The sequence below is a fragment of the Streptomyces sp. NPDC013157 genome (assembly GCF_042899865.1).
In the GTDB taxonomy this organism is placed as follows: domain Bacteria; phylum Actinomycetota; class Actinomycetes; order Streptomycetales; family Streptomycetaceae; genus Streptomyces.
The window spans coordinates 287,673-305,821 of the sequence record NZ_JBIBAK010000016.1 but is presented as its reverse complement, the minus strand read 5'-3'; the positions used below and the strand labels follow the sequence as shown (position 1 = coordinate 305,821).

At 69.6% G+C, this 18,149-nt stretch carries 20 protein-coding genes; 12 read left to right on the top strand and 8 right to left on the bottom strand.

Annotation, left to right across the window (positions count from 1 at the left end; all coding sequences use genetic code 11):
- Window positions 1-85: 85 nt before the first annotated feature.
- From ACFY6U_RS38600 to ACFY6U_RS38590, 3 genes are read left to right on the top strand one after another with little or no spacing between them, the layout of a single operon-like run.
- Window positions 86-1,420, top strand: coding sequence for a molybdopterin-dependent oxidoreductase (locus ACFY6U_RS38600; protein WP_390045906.1), 1,335 nt, complete (start codon window positions 86-88; stop codon window positions 1,418-1,420).
- 2 nt (window positions 1,421-1,422) lie between these two features.
- Entirely contained in the window at window positions 1,423-1,932 is a 510-nt protein-coding gene (locus ACFY6U_RS38595; RefSeq protein ID WP_390045946.1) for a hypothetical protein, read from the top strand.
- Entirely contained in the window at window positions 1,929-2,594 is a 666-nt protein-coding gene (locus ACFY6U_RS38590) for a class I SAM-dependent methyltransferase (RefSeq protein ID WP_390045904.1), read from the top strand. The genes ACFY6U_RS38595 and ACFY6U_RS38590 overlap by 4 nt, the downstream gene beginning before the upstream one ends.
- Window positions 2,595-2,769: 175 nt before the next feature.
- Here the strand turns inward: ACFY6U_RS38590 and ACFY6U_RS38585 are convergent, their stop codons facing one another.
- Entirely contained in the window at window positions 2,770-3,306 is a 537-nt protein-coding gene (locus ACFY6U_RS38585) for a GNAT family N-acetyltransferase (protein ID WP_390045902.1), read from the bottom strand.
- A 173-nt stretch (window positions 3,307-3,479) separates the two neighbouring features.
- Here ACFY6U_RS38585 and ACFY6U_RS38580 point away from each other — a divergent pair, with 173 nt between their 5' ends.
- From ACFY6U_RS38580 to ACFY6U_RS38560, 5 genes are all read left to right on the top strand, one after another.
- The gene (locus tag ACFY6U_RS38580; RefSeq protein WP_390045900.1) at window positions 3,480-4,727 is read left to right on the top strand and encodes a PP2C family protein-serine/threonine phosphatase; all 1,248 of its coding nucleotides are present in this window, start codon (window positions 3,480-3,482) and stop codon (window positions 4,725-4,727) included.
- Between the two features lie 267 nt (window positions 4,728-4,994).
- A complete protein-coding gene (locus ACFY6U_RS38575) occupies window positions 4,995-5,915 on the top strand; it encodes an ABC transporter ATP-binding protein (RefSeq protein ID WP_390045898.1) in 921 nt (306 codons plus the stop codon).
- A complete protein-coding gene (locus ACFY6U_RS38570) occupies window positions 5,915-6,739 on the top strand; it encodes an ABC transporter permease (RefSeq protein ID WP_390045896.1) in 825 nt (274 codons plus the stop codon). Before ACFY6U_RS38575 ends, ACFY6U_RS38570 begins: the two co-directional genes overlap by 1 nt.
- Window positions 6,740-6,764: 25 nt before the next feature.
- A complete protein-coding gene (locus ACFY6U_RS38565; RefSeq protein ID WP_390045894.1) occupies window positions 6,765-8,105 on the top strand; it encodes a sensor histidine kinase in 1,341 nt (446 codons plus the stop codon).
- Complete coding sequence (locus ACFY6U_RS38560) at window positions 8,102-8,767, top strand: response regulator (RefSeq protein ID WP_390045893.1); 666 nt, start codon at window positions 8,102-8,104, stop codon at window positions 8,765-8,767. The genes ACFY6U_RS38565 and ACFY6U_RS38560 overlap by 4 nt, the downstream gene beginning before the upstream one ends.
- A 70-nt stretch (window positions 8,768-8,837) precedes the next feature.
- Here ACFY6U_RS38560 and ACFY6U_RS38555 read toward each other — a convergent pair whose 3' ends face one another.
- Both ACFY6U_RS38555 and ACFY6U_RS38550 read right to left on the bottom strand, forming a co-directional pair.
- The gene (locus ACFY6U_RS38555; protein WP_390045891.1) at window positions 8,838-10,109 is read right to left on the bottom strand and encodes a sialidase family protein; all 1,272 of its coding nucleotides are present in this window, start codon (window positions 10,107-10,109) and stop codon (window positions 8,838-8,840) included.
- Window positions 10,110-10,955: 846 nt separating this feature from the next.
- Entirely contained in the window at window positions 10,956-11,414 is a 459-nt protein-coding gene (locus ACFY6U_RS38550) for a MarR family winged helix-turn-helix transcriptional regulator (protein ID WP_390045889.1), read from the bottom strand.
- Window positions 11,415-11,477: 63 nt separating this feature from the next.
- Here ACFY6U_RS38550 and ACFY6U_RS38545 point away from each other — a divergent pair, with 63 nt between their 5' ends.
- Genes ACFY6U_RS38545 through ACFY6U_RS38535 form a run of 3 tightly spaced genes read left to right on the top strand, consistent with a single transcriptional unit; the run spans window position 11,478 to window position 13,615 of the window.
- The gene (locus ACFY6U_RS38545) at window positions 11,478-11,846 is read left to right on the top strand and encodes a VOC family protein (protein ID WP_366892859.1); all 369 of its coding nucleotides are present in this window, start codon (window positions 11,478-11,480) and stop codon (window positions 11,844-11,846) included.
- Between the two features lie 47 nt (window positions 11,847-11,893).
- Window positions 11,894-13,204 (top strand): ISL3 family transposase, encoded by a 1,311-nt coding sequence (locus tag ACFY6U_RS38540; RefSeq protein WP_390045887.1) that lies wholly within the window; start codon window positions 11,894-11,896, stop codon window positions 13,202-13,204.
- 6 nt (window positions 13,205-13,210) lie between these two features.
- Window positions 13,211-13,615, top strand: coding sequence for a hypothetical protein (locus ACFY6U_RS38535; protein ID WP_390045944.1), 405 nt, complete (start codon window positions 13,211-13,213; stop codon window positions 13,613-13,615).
- 266 nt (window positions 13,616-13,881) lie between these two features.
- Here the strand turns inward: ACFY6U_RS38535 and ACFY6U_RS38530 are convergent, their stop codons facing one another.
- The gene (locus ACFY6U_RS38530; protein ID WP_059130428.1) at window positions 13,882-14,226 is read right to left on the bottom strand and encodes a MerR family transcriptional regulator; all 345 of its coding nucleotides are present in this window, start codon (window positions 14,224-14,226) and stop codon (window positions 13,882-13,884) included.
- A gap of 701 nt (window positions 14,227-14,927) precedes the next feature.
- Here ACFY6U_RS38530 and ACFY6U_RS38525 point away from each other — a divergent pair.
- Window positions 14,928-15,302 carry a hypothetical protein gene (locus ACFY6U_RS38525; protein ID WP_365800620.1) on the top strand — a complete coding sequence of 125 codons (375 nt, stop codon included), beginning with the start codon at window positions 14,928-14,930 and terminating at the stop codon, window positions 15,300-15,302.
- A 127-nt stretch (window positions 15,303-15,429) separates the two neighbouring features.
- Here ACFY6U_RS38525 and ACFY6U_RS38520 read toward each other — a convergent pair whose 3' ends face one another.
- The 4 genes from ACFY6U_RS38520 to ACFY6U_RS38505 all read right to left on the bottom strand — a co-directional run bounded on the left by ACFY6U_RS38520 (window position 15,430) and on the right by ACFY6U_RS38505 (window position 18,046).
- Entirely contained in the window at window positions 15,430-15,744 is a 315-nt protein-coding gene (locus tag ACFY6U_RS38520) for an SCO5918 family protein (protein WP_390045884.1), read from the bottom strand.
- A gap of 47 nt (window positions 15,745-15,791) precedes the next feature.
- Window positions 15,792-16,061 (bottom strand): hypothetical protein, encoded by a 270-nt coding sequence (locus ACFY6U_RS38515; protein WP_059130431.1) that lies wholly within the window; start codon window positions 16,059-16,061, stop codon window positions 15,792-15,794.
- A 111-nt stretch (window positions 16,062-16,172) separates the two neighbouring features.
- A complete protein-coding gene (locus ACFY6U_RS38510) occupies window positions 16,173-17,663 on the bottom strand; it encodes a DEAD/DEAH box helicase (RefSeq protein WP_390045882.1) in 1,491 nt (496 codons plus the stop codon).
- A gap of 179 nt (window positions 17,664-17,842) precedes the next feature.
- Window positions 17,843-18,046 (bottom strand): cold-shock protein, encoded by a 204-nt coding sequence (locus ACFY6U_RS38505; protein WP_030342329.1) that lies wholly within the window; start codon window positions 18,044-18,046, stop codon window positions 17,843-17,845.
- Between the last annotated feature and the right edge of the window lie 103 nt (window positions 18,047-18,149).

The following is an 18,149-nucleotide window of genomic DNA, read 5'->3' as shown; positions in this document are numbered from 1 at the left end:
GGGTCCGGCCCAGACCGGTGGGCCGCAACGCCGAAGACCGGAAGGGACGTCGGCGCTGAAGCAACTGAAGCGCGCAGCAGGCGCTGTGGCCGCCGCCGCGGCGGCGAGCCGTACCCGGACTCGTGCGACGGCAGAGCGCGTCGGACAACTGCCCCCGCCTCCGGGTCCGTTCCGCCCCGGATTCTGGCGCAGTCCGATCCGCGGGCCCTGGCTGACCTCGGCGTTCGGCCTGGTCCTCCTGATCGGCATTCCGCTGCTTTTCGTCACCGGACTGCTCTCCTACGCCGCCTACAACCCCGATCTGAGCCCCCTCAACGACGAGACCCCCGACAAGGGCGTCCTGAGCTTCTACCTCTTCGCCTGGCCCACGCACCCCTACTGGCTCTACCGGCTGCTCCAGGGCGTGCACGTGACGCTGGGCGTGGTCCTCGTCCCGGTGCTGCTGGCCAAGCTGTGGTCGGTGATCCCGAAGCTGTTCGAGTGGCTGCCGGTGCGCTCCGTCGCCCACGGCCTGGAGCGGCTGTCCCTGCTCATGCTGGTCGGCGGCGTCATCTTCGAATTCGTCACCGGCATCCTCAACATCCAGCTCTACTACGTCTTCCCGGGCTCGTTCTACCGTCTGCACTTCTACGGCGCCTGGGTGTTCATCGCCGCCTTCGTCGTCCACGTGTGGCTCAGACTCGGCCGGATGACCCGGGCCCTGCGCTCGCGCAGCCTGCGGACCGAACTGCGCACCGACCTCGCCCACACCCTGCCCGAACCCCCCGATCCCGACGGCCTGGTGGCGGCCGCCCCCGCCGCACCGACGATGACCCGCCGCGGCGCACTCGGCATGGTGGGCGCGGGATCACTCCTCCTCCTCGTCGTGACCGCCGGACAGAGCATCGGCGGGTGGCTGCGCGGCAGCGCACTGCTCGCACCGCACAACCGCGACCCCGGCAGCGGCAGCGGCCCGAACGCCTTCCAGATCAACAAGACGGCGGCGAAGGTCGGCGTCACCCCCGCGCTCGTAGGCCCGACCTGGCGGTTGGAGGTGCACGGAAGCGGAGCGCCGCGGATCCTCACCCGCGAGCAGCTCCTGGCGATGCCCCAGCACGCCGCCGCACTGCCGATCGCCTGCGTGGAGGGCTGGTCCACCGAGGACCAGCACTGGAGCGGCCTGCGGCTGGCCGACCTCGCCGCCCTGGCCGGACTGCCGGACGCCGCAAGCGTCCTGGTCCAGTCGATCCAGCCGCCCGGGCCCTTCACCAGGGTGGTGCTGCGGGGCAACCAGATCCGCGACCCCCGGGCGCTGCTCGCCCTCCGCGTCAACGGCGCGGACCTCTCGCTCGACCACGGCTACCCGGCCCGCATCATCGTCCCGGCCAACCCCGGCGTGAACAACACCAAGTGGGTGCACCGGCTCACCTTCAGGGCGTGACCATGGCACGATTCGTCCGCTGGTACGGCTCCGGCCCCCTGCACCTGCTCGTCCTGATCGCCTCGTTCGCCCTGACCGGCTACGCCATGGTGCGCCTGTTCGCCGTCCAGCCCTGGGAGGTGGCGATCTGGTTCATCGGCGCGGCGATCCTCCACGACCTGATCCTGCTGCCCCTGTACTCGCTGGCCGACCTGTCGGCGCTCTCCGTAGTGCGGCACCGAGCCGCCGATGCCTCCGACAGGCCGACGGTGCGGTGGATCAACCACCTGCGGGTTCCCGCTTTCCTGTCGGGTCTGCTCCTGCTGGTCTGGTTCCCTCTCATCCTCCGTCTGGCGGAGCCCTACCCCGGTGACACCGACCTGTCCGACAGCGTCTACCTCGGCCGATGGCTGGCGATCACCGGCGTGCTCTTCGCGGCCTCTGCGGTCGCCTTCGCTGTGCGACTGCGCCGAGTGCGTCGCCGCGGCGACGCCGAGGGCCGACCCCCTGCCGGACATGGCACAGCACTGTGACAACAGACGAGAAGGACCTGTACGCCGCGGACGAGGATCCCTACGCCCTCGCCCTGCGCCCCGGCCGGGAACCGGTGTACCTACGACTGGACGACCGGCGCCGCATCCGGATCCCGGTCCACCGCTGGCACGAACAGCCCACGGCGGCCGACAGGACCGTGCTCGAGCGCTGCGCCGGCCCCGTCCTCGACGTCGGCTGCGGTCCCGGCCGCATGTGCAGAGCACTCCTGAGCAGGGGAGTCTTCGCCCTCGGCGTCGACATCACCCCCCGCGCCGTCGCCCTGACCACCGCCCTGGGCGGGCTCGCACTGCACCGGTCGGTCTTCGACCGGCTGCCGGCCGAGAGAGGCTGGCAGACAGTGCTGCTCATCGACGGCAACATCGGCATCGGAGGCGACCCCCACGGCCTGCTGCGCCGCTGCGGCGACCTCATCGCCCCCGCCGGGCGCCTCGTCGTCGAGGTCGACCCCCATGACGTGGAAGAACAGTGCACCGCCCGGTTCGAGAACGACCAGGGCCAGGCCGGACCGTACTTTCCCTGGGCCCGGCTGGGACGACCAGCGCTCCACCGGATCGCCGCCGGCCTCGCCCTCACGGTCACCGACCAGTGGACGAGCGGACACCGCTGCTTCGCCACCCTCGCCCACCAGGGACCGTCCTGACGGACCCGTCGCAGCGACGGAAGACATGGGCACGGCAGTCGTCCGAGCCGGACGCCGTCTCGGTCCCCCGCGCGACGGAGCCCGATGAGCAGCCCCCTCGTGGGCGGGACCGCCATCGAACACCCTGAGCCCATCAGCAACCCCGCCCGCCGGCCAGGGGTTCGGCTCGTGCTGTTCAGCCCCCGGGTGTCCAATCGTTCGCGAGGAGGCCAAGGACGGCTTCGTCCGCATAGATGCCGTACGCCCATGCGGAACGCCGCAATGTTCCTTCCCGCGTGAACCCGACCCTGGTTGCCGCCGCGAGCATCGGGGTGTTGTCCGTGAGGGTCTCGATCTGCAGGCGCTGTAGTCCGCGTACGGCGAATCCGTACGCGCACAGCGCGTGCAGGACATCCGCGCTGAACCCGCGGCCGCGAAATGCGGGGCGCAGGGCGATCCCGATGTGAGCCGTCCGGTTGTGCGTGTCGATGCCCCACAGGAGGGCCTCGCCGGCCAGCTCCTGCGACTCCAGCTCGACGACGGAGAAGCACGCCGCCTCGTCCGACGGCCCGGTAACGGCGAAAGGCGAGTGGCCCGAACCTGGTGGGATGGGCCGCCACGGGCGAGAGTCGGCGCGTGACCGTGTCGGCACATCGTCGTACAGCTCGGAGTGGAGAACGGGGACGTCGCTCTCGTGCCGGGCGCGTAAGCCGATCCTTTCACCACGTATCACAGCGCATTGCTATACGAGGAGTTCCAGCCGATCAACCAAGTTTCAGGACGCGACGGCTCGGTTGCGCCAAGTGGCGGCCGACCAGGCAGCTCCGTCCCCCGGCGGGCCGCGCACCGAGCCGATCGGTCTCAGACTTGGAGGAGGGGCCGAGACGGTGAGAGGGCCGGTGAGTGATGGCGGAGGAACCGGGTGCCGCGCTGGCGCTGTTTCTGGAGCGCTCGCACGCCGCCTCCCCACGGCAGGTACCGCAGCTGGTCGACGAGACCGCCCGGCGGCTGGGGATGGCTTCGGCGGTCGTCTACCTGGCGGACGTACAGGAAGACCAGCTGGTGCCCCTGTTCGGCACGGCCGAGGGCCAGGGCGAGGCCGCCCTGGCGGTCGAGGGGACGGTGGCCGGATGGGCCTACCGCACCATGTCGCTGCGGCTGTCGCCCCGCCGGCCGCAGGCGGTGTGGCTGCCTCTGGTCGACGGCATCGCCCGGATCGGCGTGCTGCGCGTCACCGCCGACCAGCTCACCCCCGCCCTGCTGGACGGTGCCACGCAGCTGGCCGCGGTGACCGCGCTGACCATCGTCTCCAAGAGCGGGTTCAGCGACCTGTTCAGCCGCACCACCCGTCGGCGCCCGATGACCACCGCGGCGGAGATGGTGTGGGCGTTCCTGCCCCCGCGCACCCTGGGCACCGACACGGTCACCTCCAGCGCCGTGCTGGAGCCCGCCTACGAGGTCGGCGGGGACGCGTTCGACCACGGCCTGGACGACGGACGCCTGCACCTGACCGTGGTCGACGCGATGGGCCACGACCTGGCCGCGGGGCTGGCCTCCGCCGTCGCCCTGGCCGGCTGCCGGGCCACCCGCCGCGCAGGCGGCACCCTCACCGACATCGCCGACCGAATCGACGAAGACCTGCACCGATGGCGGCCCGGCGGCCTGCTCACCGGCGTCTTCGCACACCTCGACCTCGACACCGGGCAACTGTCCTGGATCAACGCCGGCCACCCGCCACCGCTCCTGATCCGCGCCCACCACGTCGTCACCGGGCGGCTGGAAGCCCACGGCGAACTGCCGCTCGGCCTCGGCCCCGGCTACCAGCCCTCCCGGACCGTGCACCGGGCCCAGCTGGAACCCGGCGACCGCGTCCTGATCCACACCGACGGCATCACCGAGGCCCGCTCCGCAACCGGCCGACGCTTCGGCGAGGACCGGCTCGTCGACTTCGTCACCCGCTCGCTCGCCGCCGGCGAACCCGCCCCCGAAGCCCTGCGCCGCCTCGTCCACGCCATCCTCGACCACCACCACGGCCGGCTGCAGGACGATGCCACCATCGTCCTGGCCGAATGGCACCCCAACACCGACAACACCACGCGGGAACACACCGCCACAGGGTTGCGAAGCGATTCCTCGACAGCGGGATCCGGCTGATCTCCCACGGCCACCCGGCCCGGTCTTCGGAGAGGCAGCCGCTCACGCCAAAGGTGAGCCCGGCCGGCACTGCACGGCTGAGCCCTGGACGACGTTCCGGGCGTCCGGCCAGATCGTCCGTGACGACCACTTTGCCGGTGTACCGCGGTACCAGTGGCCGACGGTGATTGTGACCTCCGGGTCCACGGGTCGCGCCGTAGCCGCTCCTAGCCTCGAAAGCAGTGACCCGGCCGGATGCCGGGCCAGGCAGAAGCGGGGATCGGCACCGTGATCGAAGTTCGTGGACTGACCAAGCGCTACGGGGACAAGACGGTGGTGGACAGACTGAGTTTCACCGCCCCGCCCGGACAGGTCACCGGGTTTCTGGGACCCAACGGGGCGGGCAAGTCCACCACCATGCGGATGATCGTGGGTCTGGACGCGCCCACCAGCGGTACGGCCCTGGTCAACGGCAAGCCCTACGCCCAGCATCGCGCCCCCTTGCAGGAGTTGGGGGTACTGCTGGAGGCGAAGGCCGTACATCCGGGTCGCTCCGCGTTCGACCACCTCATGGCGCTCGCGTACACCCATGGCGTGCCGCGTCGACGGGTGGAGGAGGTCATTGACCTCGCCGGTCTGCACGAGGTGGCGCACAAGCGGGTCGGGGCGTTCTCGCTGGGGATGGGCCAGCGGCTGGGCATCGCCGCCGCGCTCCTCGGTGATCCCGCAGTCATCGTGCTCGACGAGCCGGTCAACGGGCTCGACCCCGAAGGCGTGAGGTGGGTACGGGAGTTGCTGCGCGGGCTGGCCGCCGAGGGCCGCACGGTGATGCTGTCCTCGCACCTGATGAGCGAGATGGCACAGACCGCCGACCGCCTGGTGGTCGTCGGTCGGGGGAAGCTGCTGGCCGAGACGACCGTCGACGCGCTGGTCGAACAGGGGGAGGACAAGGGGGTGCGGGTGGCCACCGGCGAGCCTGCGCGGCTGCGGTCGCTGCTGGCCGCACCCGGCGTCACCGTCACCTCGACGGGCGCCGAGCGGCTGGTCGTCTCCGGCCTGGACACGCGGCGGATCGGGCAGGTCGCCGCCGAGCATCAAGTGCCGTTGTACGAACTGGTCACCGAGTCGGTGTCCCTGGAGGAGGCGTTCATGCATCTGACCCACGACGCCGTCGAGTACCACAGCAGTGACGCCGGGAAGGCCGCCTGATGAGCGCGAACACCATCACCGCCACCACGCCGGTGCGCCCGAAGTACCGTGTGACGGGCCGGCGGGTGATCCGTTCCGAATGGTCCAAGTTCTGGTCGCTGCGCTCCAGTTGGATCACGCTGGGTGTGGCCGCGCTGTTCCTGGTGGCCATCGGGGCGATCGCCGCCGCCCTCTACAGCCCGAGCGGGCCTTTGGGCGGAAAGGACGCGGCATCCGGTGCGGCGCTGACCCTGGCCCTGGCCGGCACCAACCTCGCGGCCCTGGCCGTCGGTGCGCTCGGTGTGCTGCTGTCGGCCGGTGAGTACAGCACGGGGATGGTCCGCTCGACGTTCGCCGCGGTGCCGGGCCGGCTGCCTGTGCTGTGGGCGAAGTGCGCGGTGTACGGCCCGATCGCGTTCGTCACCTCCACGGTCGGCGCCCTGGCCTCGTTCCTGCTCGGGAGCGCCGCCCTGCACGGCGAGAAGATCGCCCTGTCCCTCGGGGATGCCGGGGTCTTCCGGTGCCTGGTGGGGGCGGGCCTGTATCTGGGTCTGGTCGGTGTGTACGGCGTGACGGTCGGCCTGCTCGTGCGCAACAACGCCGGGGGCATCGCGATCCTGGCCGGTGTGGTGCTCGTCCTGCCCGGCCTGACCGGGCTGCTGCCCAGCTCGCTGGGAGACACCGTCAGCCGCTACCTGCCCAGTAACGCCGGCCAGTCGGTGATGACGCTGCACGAGTCCAGCGACTCCCTGGTCAGCCCCGGAGCGGGAGTGACGGCGCTGCTGGTGTGGGCCGTACTGCTGCTGGCCGGTGCCGCCTACCGGCTGCGCCGCAGTGACGTCTGAGGTCCCGTCCGCGAGGATGGAGCCGATGGACGACAGAACGAGGGTGGGGGCGGCCCGGGCGGGGTCGACCGCACCCTCGCCCGGGGCGGACGCCGTCTGGGCACACCCCGTCATGCGGACCCTGTTGCAGGTACTGAGCCGTCTGCGGGCGGCGGACAGACGGCGTCGCTGGCTCCTCGACACCGTCGTAGTGGTCCTCGTTGCCGCCGCCGCGCCGCCGGATCTGCTGGTGCACAGCCCGGAGCATCCGGTGTCGCGCCCGGTGGGAGCCGGCCTGCCCGTCGGTGTGGTGCTGGCCATCGCGGCCGTGCTGGTGATGCCGCTGTGGTGGCGGCGCCGCAATCCCGCCGCGGTCTTCGGCGCCTGCCTCGCGGTGTGCCCGGTCATGTGGTCGCTGGGCCTGGGGCCCGCGGCCGCCGCCGTGCTGCTGATCGCCCTGTTCGACCTCGCCCTGCACGCTCCGCCCAGGGCGATCTGCTGGGCACTGCCGGTGACCGTGGCCGGGTGGGTGCTGATCGTGGTCACCGTGATCCCGGCGGCCAATCCGGTGGCCTTTCTGGTCCTGTCCGTCGGCACCGGCATCGGGGCCGTCGCCCTGGGCCTGACCTTCCGGGTCAGCCGGTTGTACCTGTCCGCGCTGCGGGACCGCGCGGCACGGCTGGAGGTCGAGCGCGACCAGCGCGTCCGGCTGACGGCGGCGGCGGAGCGCTCGCGGATCGCCCGCGAGATGCACGACATCGTCGGCCACAACCTGTCGGTCATGGTGAACCTCGCCGACGGCGCCGCCGTGCTCACCACCCGCGACCCCGCACGGACCGAGCAGGCACTCCATCTGATCGGCGACACCGGCCGGCAGGCGATGGACGAACTGCGTCGCGTGCTGGGGGTGCTGCGCGAGTCCCGGGAATCGGAGGACGACGGCACGCCCAGGTCCCCGCAGCCGGGTGTCCGGGACCTGGAAACCCTGCTCGACCGGGTGCGCGCGGCCGGCCTGCCGGTTGCCTACCGCACCGTCGGCCCGGTCGACGAGCTGGGCCGCGGTGTGCAGCTCACGGTGTTCCGGGTGGTGCAGGAAGCCCTGACCAACACCCTCAAACACGTCGGCCCCGGTGCCACGGCCGACGTCACGGTCGCGGTCGAGCACGGCCGGCTGCGCGTCCGGGTCACCGACACCGGTTCACCGTCGCGGAAACGGGCCACGGCTTGCCGCGGGGACACCGGACACGGCCTGGTCGGCATCCGCCAGCGGGCCGCGCTCTATGACGGCACCGCAACCATCGGACCACGCGACGACGGCCAGGGCTGGATCGTGGAAGTCCTGCTGGATCCGTCCGCCTCGGCCACATCAGGAGAGTCCGCGCCATGACCACCGTGTTGATCGCCGACGACCAGCCGCTGCCCCGCATGGGCTTTCGGATGCTGCTCGACGGCACCCCGGGCATGAGCGTCGTCGGGGAGGCCGACAACGGCGCGCAGGCCGTCCGTATGGCAGCCGACCTGCGCCCCGACGTGGTCCTGATGGATGTGCGGATGCCCGGTGTCGACGGCATCGAGGCGACCCGCCGGATCGTGGCGGCCGGCGCTCGCACCCGCGTGATCATCCTGACCACCTTCGATCTCGACGAGTACGCCTACGCCGGCCTGCGCGCCGGGGCCAGTGGCTTCCTGCTCAAGGACGTCCGGCCGGCGGAACTCCTCGCCGGGATCCAGGCGGTCGCGACCGGCGACGCCGTCGTGTCACCCCGGTTGACCCGCCGCCTGCTCGACGCCCACGCCCACCACTTCCTGGCACCCAGCGCCCAGCGCCACACGGACGCGCGGCTGACCGCGCTCACCGAACGCGAGCACGAGGTGCTCGTGGCGATCGGCATGGGGTGGACGAACGCGGAGATCGCCGACCGTCTCGTGCTGACCGAGTCCACCGTGAAGAAGCACGTCGGGCGGGTCATGGCCAAGGTGGGCGCCCGCGACCGGATCCAGGCGGTCATCGTCGCCTACGACGCGGGACTGGTCACTCCCCGCCCTTGACCTGTGTTGGTTGCATGACAATGGTTCGCCGAGGCGCCTCGGCGGACCATTGTCATGCGGAGGACTGCTGTCAGTTCGTCGCCTTCGAGGCCGGGCGCTTGTACAGCTTCAGCGGCACCCGGCTGATGATCGAGTCGAGGGAGGAGTTGTTCCGCCCGTCGGCCCAGGTGACGTAGGCGTACTTGTCCGTCAGGGTGATGCCCGACCAACGGTCACCGGGAGGGCCCGTCTCCCCGACCGGCTCGGTCACGTGGTTGACCTGCACCGGGGCGCTGAACGAGCGTCCATGGTCGAAGGAGACGACCGAGAACGCGTCACCCGTGGTGGTCCGCCACATGACACCCAGGTCGCCGTTGGCACCGAAGTCGATCGCCGGACGCTGGGCATCGGGGGTGGCGATCGTCGCCGGGCCGTTCCAGGTCTTGCCGGCGTCCGGGGTGACGTAGACGTCCAGAGTGTTGGAGTCCCGGGGGACCATGACCGCGAAGCGGCCGCGGTGGGAGGTGTCGGCGGCGACCCACGGGACGGGGTCGGCGGCCGCGCCCAGGCCCGGAGTCGGCACCAGAGAACCGGTGCCCGCCGCGACAGGGGCTCCCTGGCCGTCCTTGACGGTGGTGTTCGTCCACGTCTTGCCGTCGTCACGGCTGACGTGGAAGTTCACCGGCTGGCCCGCCTCCTGGGAGGCGGACGCGAGGATCCCGCCGTACACGGCGATCTCACGACCCGGATAGCCGCAGACCAGCGGGATGCCCGGCGCCACCTCGATGCAGGGCATCGGGCCCGGGATCACCCGCGAGTCGCTGCTGAAGGTCTTGCCGCCGTCCGCGCTGACGGAGACCGCGCTCGGGTACTCCCACGCCGCTCCCGCGACCGCGTAGACCTTGCCGGTCGCGACGTCCACCCGCATTTTCGGGGCACCGCCGAGCAGCAGCGGTGTGGACACCGGGTCGGTCCAGGTCTTGCCGCCGTCCGTCGACTTCGCGACCTGGTTGTGGTTCACCAGGTTCGCGTCCAGACCCGAGCTGACCTGGTTGTTGTCCACGTACACGGTGCCCTTCGCGTCGAACTGCACGCTCGGCTCACCGCACTTGGGCGCTGCGGTACCGAGCGGCCAGGCGACCTGGGTCCAGGTGTCGCCCCTGTCGTTCGAGTAGGCAAGGAAGCACCCGCCGTCGACCGGTTCCAGGCCCGGCGACGGCGGGAAGACGGTCGAGACGAAGACCAGGTTCTTCGGGTTTCTCGGGTTGACTGCGACCGTCGGCTGGCCTTCCTTGGTGGCAGGCATGTCGGTGACGTCGACTTCGTAAATGACTGCGTTGCCCGCGTCAATCGGCGAGGCCACGGCAGCGGGTGTTCCATACAGCAGGAACAGTGCGGAGAACGCCGCCGCACTTAACGTCGTGGAGGAATTTCTGAACAGCACCATGTGATCCTCATTTTTCGTGTCCAGTGGAACAGATTTCGTTTTTGCTCTAGGGCACGGGATCGAAAGTGGTCGGATGGGTGAGCGTCGTTTTCCCTGGCCGGGTTGGTGCCGGCGACGAACGCTCCCTGCACCGGTCGGACGGATGTCGTCCCCGTGGCCGCAAGCTTGGCCAACTCTCACGAACATCGCTCCGGGAAACCTGTTTCCCGCCCGGTCCGCTGACGTCGGGTTCCCGTCTGCGGTCCTGGAGTCGATGACTTGCTCCATCACCAAAGGCAAAATCGACTCCGATAAGCGGTAAATTGCTTCTCTTCGCTGCGTTGTGATCCGGCCCGCTTAGGCTAGAGAGATCCACCGTCGCACCCGTGGGACTACGGGAGAAAATTCGCCCGACGGAGTGGTACCGCAGTACCATTCCGTCGGGCGAATCCCTCATCTACGGGTAAGTCGGCCGAAAATGACGGCAGAGATCAATACTGTGGTGAGTGGTGACTGCGTCCATTGGCTCCCCGGTCAGGGATCGCCGACGTCTGCACAAGAGCGGCGGCCGGGTGGCGGAGCTGACCGAATCACCGGCAGGGCGCACCGCAGTGTCGTGACGTCGCGAGTTGGGCGGTGGCATGCGAGGCGACGGGCACCTCATACTGGCTCATCGCAGTAGAGGGTGTAGTCGGGTCTGTCGGTTTTCGAGGTCGCCGGCACGGATTTCAGGCTCGGCTGCACTCCTGTCCGAGCGCGACGAGACGTGCGCTGCGGAACGAGCTATGCACCCCCGTTGTCATCGCGCAGGGAATGGATCATGCTCTGCAGGATTCGGAACGCGTCTGACTGCTCGGTCTCGGTCAGGCCGGCCAGCATTCTGGCCTCGACGGATCGGACGGCTGCGCTCGCCTTCTCGAGGCTTCGTCGGCCGCGAGGCGTGAGCCGCGTGGGAAGCACCTTCCCGACGGGTGCCTCCGCAGGCCTGGTCACGTAGCCGTCTCGTTCCAGGGCCTGGAGTAGCACGTTCATCGTCTGCCGTGTCACGAACGCGCCTCGCGCGAGCTCGGAGTTCGACAAGCCCGGTCGTTGCGCCAGCAGCTCGAGGCAGGAGTAGTGCGTCACGCTCATCCCGAGCGGCCGCAGCACTTCCTCCATGGCCGCGCGGAGGGCGCTCGACGCTTCTTTGAGCAGGTAGCCCAGTGACGTCTCCAGGTCGACGCCGACACCTTCTTGACTCATGTCAGTATTCTGACATAGCTTGCCGCATGTCAGAAAACTGACACGAAAGGAAGGAGTATCATCATGCCCGCCACCGGCCCCGACTTCATCTCGCTCCAAGTGCGCGACCTCGACGCTTCGCAGGCGTTCTACGAGCAGTACCTGGGCCTCGTCCGCTCGCCGGCCGGACCTCCGCACGCCGTCGTCTTCGAGACGAAGCCGATCGCGTTCGCACTCCGCGACGTCATACCCGGCACCGACCTCACATCCATCGCTCAGCCCGGCATCGGTGCCGCGATCTGGCTCCACGCCACCGACGTCCAGGCCATCCACGACGCGCTCGTCGCCGACGGTCACACCATCGTCTCCGCACCGATCGACGGCCCCTTCGGCCGGACCTTCACCTTCGCCGACCCCGACGGCTACCAGGTCACGCTCCACGACCGCGCTTGATCGGCCCAACACCACCGGACGATCATCAGCGGTTGCGCCCTGGGCTCGTGCGTGACGCTACCTTCTGCCCTGCTGACCTGACGGCGTTCTGCCGGCTGGATGACCTCGGCTTGGAAGTGGTCGGCCAACAGCTGCATCCCGACCACGCCGTGTTGCTCTGTCGAGTGGTCGACCCTGATGACTGGTGCCATGCCTGCGGCTGTCTGGGGGTGCCGCGCGACAGCGTGCTGCGCCGACTGGTGCACGTCCCGCTCGGCTGGCGGGCAACGATCCTGCACGTCCGCATCCGCCGCTACCGCTGTTCGGGGTGTGGGCAGGTCTGGCGCCAAGACACGACCGCGGCCGCCGCGCCGAGGGCGAAACTCTCGACGCAGGCGGTGATGTGGGCGTTGAAGAGTGTCGTCATCGACCGGATGTCGATCGCCCGGATCGCCGCCGGGCTCGATGTGTCCTGGCACACCGTCAACGACGCCGTCCTGGCGACCGGCCACCAGTTGCTGATCGCCGACCCGACCCGCTTCGACGGTGTCCAAGTCTTGGGCGTGGATGAGCACGCGTGGCGCCACACCCGCCGCGGGGACAAGTTCGTCACCGTCATCATCGACCTCACCCCGGTCCGCGACGGCACCGGACCGTCGAGACTGCTGGACATGGTCGAAGGCCGATCCAAGCAGGTGTTCAAGACATGGCTCGAGGCCCAGACACCAGCGTTTCGCGACGGGATCGAGATCGTGGCCATGGACGGCTTCACCGGCTTCAAGACCGCCGCAGCTGAAGAAATCCCCGACGCAGTCGCGGTGATGGACCCCTTCCATGTTGTCGCCCTGGCCGGCGATGCGCTGGACCGATGCCGCCAACGCGTCCAGCAAGACACCTACGGGCACCGCGGCCGGGTCGGTGATCCGCTCTACGGCATCCGCAGAGTGCTGCGCACCGGTGTCAGCCTGCTCACCGACCGCCAACACGCCCGACTCACCAGCGTATTCACCGCCGATGAGTACGCCGCGGTCGAGGCGACCTGGGGTGCCTACCAGCGCATCGTGTCCGCCTACCGGCAACCCGACCGCCGCGCCGGCAAGACCGAACTCGCCGCCGTCATCAAGACGATCAGCCACGGCGTCCCGGCCGGACTGCCCGAACTGAGTCGACTCGGCAGAACACTGAAACAGCGCGCCGCTGACGTGCTGGCCTACTTCGACCGACCCGGCACGTCCAACGGCCCGACCGAGGCCATCAACGGCCGACTCGAACACCTCCGCGGCACCGCCCTCGGCTTCCGCAACCTGACCAACTACATCACGCGCAGCCTGCTTGACACCGGCGGTTTCAGACCCCGACTACACCCTCTGCTGCGATGAGCCCTCATACTCCTGGGCCGGCTGATCGCCCTGCTCCTGTCCCTCACCACCGGTTCGGCCATGGTCGGGATCGTCTCCGCAACCGGCATCGTCGCACCGCTGATCGGCACCGGCGGTGGCCCGGAAGCGTCTCTTCCCGTGATTGCCGTCGGTTCGGGCTCACTGGGCCTGGATTGGCGCCGCACTCCATTGGGCCAGTCGGCACTGAGGACACTGCGTCGTATGGAGGTCTCTCGGCTTCACCTCGACGAGATGCGCGCCCGGCCGGAGGCCACCGACAGCGTCGACTCGGGCCGAGGAACTGCCGCTCGAGGAGGGTGCCCCTCCGCCGTAACTGGTCCGTGGTTTCGAGCGGGCCGCCTAAGCAGTGGGTCGAGCATCGGGAGCGACCGTAGCCGGCTGGGGCATTGATCTGGGCGTCGGCTGCACCATGTGATCGCAGCGCGGCGGTGGGGCTCGCCGTACCCGAAGCGCGGCATCGGTGCACGGCCTTCCTGATGCCCACCCTTGAGGTCGGCCCGGTGAGGGCTGGGTGCGCCGGATGGGCGGGAACCGGCCCAGCTCCACCCTGTCGCTCCCGCGACAGCCGACGCTGTCGTCACCCCGACCGCGGGACTTCTGGCCCGTACTCTCGTGTGGCCGCCACAAGGCGCTCCGGGTGGCCCGCGCCCACGCGATCAGCTGGAACCGGAGCTGCCGGCCGCCTCGTCCGCGGCACGACGGTACTCGGCGTTGATGCGCTGAGCTTCCTCGAGCTGGTCCTCGAGGATGACGATGCGGCAGGCGGCCTCGATCGGGGTGCCCCTGTCGACGAGTTCGCGGGCGCGAGCGGCGATCCGCAGTTGGTAGCGGGAGTACCGGCGATGCCCACCCTCCGAGCGGAGCGGAGTGATCAGACGAGCCTCGCCGATGGCTCGAAGGAAGCCCGGGGTGGTGCCGAGCATCTCGGCTGCCCGGCCCATCGTGTAGGCGGGGTAGTCGTCGTCATCCAGAAAATCACTAAGAGGGTTGTCCGCTGTCATGTCACCTCGCTGTGCAACGCGTCGAGGGGCCTTGGTGCCGTACGGCACCAAGGCCCCGAAGGAAATTCAACACCATCTGTCGGCCCTACTGCTGTGCCGACCTTCTGTTTCCGCTACCCGGCCCGGCAGAGGGGCGGGGTAGCGGGGGATCGCAGCTGCTTGACCGGGGACCACCATCCATTCCGGGGTCTTGCGGTACCCGGGCCGAGTGCTTCTCGGGCCGGGCGATCCTGATGGCGTCTGCTCCTCCGTTCCTCTCTGAACCAACCACTGGATGAATCGGCACTGCGGTACTGCTGCGGCAGCTCCTCGACATGCGAGCCGCCCAGTGCGGCTCCCAGCGCCGTCGCCGTTCTGGGAAACCTTGGCTTCGAGGCTCGAGAGCCGCACTGACCTGCGAACTTCGTGTACAGCTACCCGCCAGTTCGTTTCTGCCGGGTCTCGTTCGACCGTGTTCTACGACAGGAAGCATAACCACGCCGCGAGGCAATGTCTACTCTGGCAAGAGTAGATTTCACCTCTATGGCAGAGGAGGAATCCTGCCACCTGCGACGACGGCCTCCCCCTGGGTCGTCGCGCGCGGCGCCACGACGGACGGGGCCCCTCGCCGCTCGGTCAAGAACCGCCTCCCGCCGTCCGCGAAGCTGCTTCACCCCCCGCGGGGCGGCCCCGAGGCAGGCGGCTGCATAGGATCTGCTCTCATGTCGAACCCTGATGAACTGCTTGTCGCCCTCTCCGCCGCGGTGGAGTCCGAGCGAAGCAATCAGATGTCGCTGACCGTGGTCGTCGGTGGCGCCGTCATCACCGGCCGGCTGGCTCCCGAGGCCGTGTGGAGGGAGCGGGTGGCGGAGGTCCTGAAGGAATCGGACCGCCTCGGGCCGTTCTCCGGCGTCTTCACCGGCGGCCCGCGAGGGGAACGGCCCGGCCGCGGCGGAGATCCCACGCATCTGCACTTCCATCTCGCGCGGATCCTGCAGGGCAGCCTCGGTATCCCGGAGACGGGCGGCATGTACCGAGTCGCGATCAAGGACGTCAGCGCATGGACCGTGGGCGATTTCAGCTACTTCGACCGGTGAGACGCCGTCCCCGCCCCGCTACTGCGCCAAGAGTCTCCGAGCGGACGAGGACACAGCGGTGGGGGCTCTGTCGACGTGCGTCGACAGAGCCCCCACCGGGATCCTGAGGGCGGTTACCCGCCCGTCCTCACACGTCCACAGGGCAGGTGCCGTCGACCAGTGCCGACGGGGTCCGGAGCGGAAGGGGAACGCTCACGGGCGCGGCCTCGGGGCCGTCGTGGCAGGTGAAGCCGAGGCTCGCCATGGCCCGGGTGACTTCGCCGACGGTGAAGTCACGGCGGTCCTGTCCCGTGGTGACCTGGCCCACCTGCTTGGCGGGGAAGCGGCGGCGGCCGATGGTCACGGACGCGCCTGTGACCAGCTCGGGCTTGACGCCCTTCATCGAGGCCAGCACCCCGATCTTGGTCAGGTCGAACGGGTACCGGGCGATGACACAACGCATGATGCCTCCCAGGCATGACGGAAAGGAACTGACCCCGGCGGGGTGGATCAGCCGCGGACGGGAACAGGCCGGAGCCGGCTGCCGAGGACGTCCCGCAGACGGATGCGGTCCGTGTACGTGGAACTGGCACGGAGAACGGCGAGCCGGGCCAGAGTGATCGAACCCGTGCTCTGGTCGTCGCCGTCGCACACAGTCAGGTACTCGACGCGTGCACCCGCCATGACGGCCAGAGCCACCTCGACGGTCATGTCGTCACAGACCCGAGGCCCGTACGCTTCCATGCCGTCGACCACGGTCGTCGATGCGGGGTCCGCCACGCGGCACTGCGTCTGAGTGGGCGTCAAAAATGCCTCCTGCGGTGAGGGTTGGTCGTCTTGGTGGCCATTGCGGCCTGGGGAGACCGCTGCGGCTCCGGGGTCGTGCCGGGTCTAGGCCGCCGAGTCGACGGCGGTGCGCCGCTGTGCCCGGCGGCGCACCGCCGCGCCGGCGGGCCGCCCCTGGCCCGTGCGGCCCTGACGGCCACGGGACGGGGAAGACGTGCGGCGGGGACGCTCCACGGCCGGAGCGGTGATGACGACCGGGACACCGGACGGCGCCTGGGCGCCGGTGATGCGGCTCAGCTCCGCCTCACCCGAGCGCACCGGAGTGATGCGCGGTGAGATGCCGGCCGAGGCCATCAGTCGGCTCATGCCGCGGCGCTGGCCGGGTGTCACCAAGGTGACGACGCTGCCGGACTCCCCCGCACGGGCCGTACGACCGCCACGGTGCAGGTAGTCCTTGTGGTCGCCGGGCGGATCCACGTTGACGACCAGGTCGAGGTTGTCGACGTGGATGCCGCGGGCCGCGACGTTGGTGGCGACCAGCACCGTGACGTGACCGTCCTTGAACTGGGCCAGGGTCCGGGTGCGCTGCGGCTGGGACCTGCCACCGTGCAGGGCGGCGGCGCGGACGCCGCTGCTGAGGAGGTGCTCGGTCAACCGGTCCACGGCGTGCTTGGTGTCCAGGAACATGATGACCCGGCCGTCCCGTGCCGCGATCTCGGTGGTCGTCCGGTGCTTGTCCGCGTCGTGCACGTGGAGTACGTGGTGCTCCATCGTGGTGACGGCACCGGCCGACGGGTCGACGGAGTGGACCACCGGATCGGTCAGGTAGCGACGGACCAACAGGTCCACGTTACGGTCCAGGGTCGCCGAGAAGAGCATCCGCTGGCCCTCCGGCCGCACCTGGTCGAGCAGGGCGGTGACCTGGGGCATGAAGCCCATGTCGGTCATCTGGTCGGCCTCGTCCAGGACAGTGACGGCGACGTCCCGCAGTCGGCAGTCGCCCCGGTCGATCAGGTCCTTGAGCCGCCCCGGTGTCGCGACGACGACCTCGGCCCCGGCCCGCAGCGCACTCGCCTGCCTGCCGATCGACATTCCGCCGACCACAGTGGCCAGCCGCAGCCGGACGGCGCGGGCATACGGGGTGAGCGCGTCGGTGACCTGCTGGGCGAGTTCACGGGTGGGTACGAGGATCAGGGCCAGCGGCTCCCGTGGTTCGGCGCGCCGGCCTGCCGTGCGGGCCATTACCGCGAGGCCGAAGGCGAGCGTCTTGCCCGACCCGGTACGGCCACGACCGAGTACGTCACGGCCGGCCAAGGAGTTCGGCAGGGTCGCCGCCTGGATGGGGAACGGTACGGTCACGCCCTCGTGGCCGAGCGCGGCCAGCAACGGCGTCGGCATGGCGAGATCGGCGAACGTCTCGACGGCGGGCAACGCCGGTGTGGTCGTCTTCGGCGGTGCGAACTCGCCTTGTGCGGCCCGCCGGTTTCCGTTGCCCGTGGAGCGGCTCCGAACGCCGGAGCGGCCGACGCCAGCACTTCCTCCGACGCGGTCGTATGTGCGAGTCGTGCGTGTGCGCGTCGTGCGTGCACGGTTCATGTGGAACCTTCCTCGACGTGGGCGCGTATCAAGGAATTTCCGCAGCAGAACGAGCGGCGCAGAGAATCGCGAGAACGAGCCGAAAAAACAGGGCTGAATCGCCCTGAAAATGAAGCGAGCTGGGGCCCGCACCCCAAGGTGCGGGCCCCAGCTGCGAAGTATGCGTCAGTGCCGACGCGTCACGCGGGAACGATGTTCTCGGCCGTCGGGCCCTTCTGGCCCTGCGCGATGTCGAACGACACCTTCTGGCCTTCCAGCAGCTCACGGAAGCCCTGGGCGGCGATGTTGGAGTAGTGGGCGAAGACGTCGGGGCCGCCGCCGTCCTGCTCGATGAAACCGAAGCCCTTTTCCGCGTTGAACCACTTCACGGTGCCAGTAGCCATTTTGTTTCTCCTTCGGAGACGGTGTCAGGAATACGCTCTGTGCGCTTTCCGTGTCGCCGTGATGATCAGCCGCCGGAAAAACCATTCTGGCAACCACACCTGC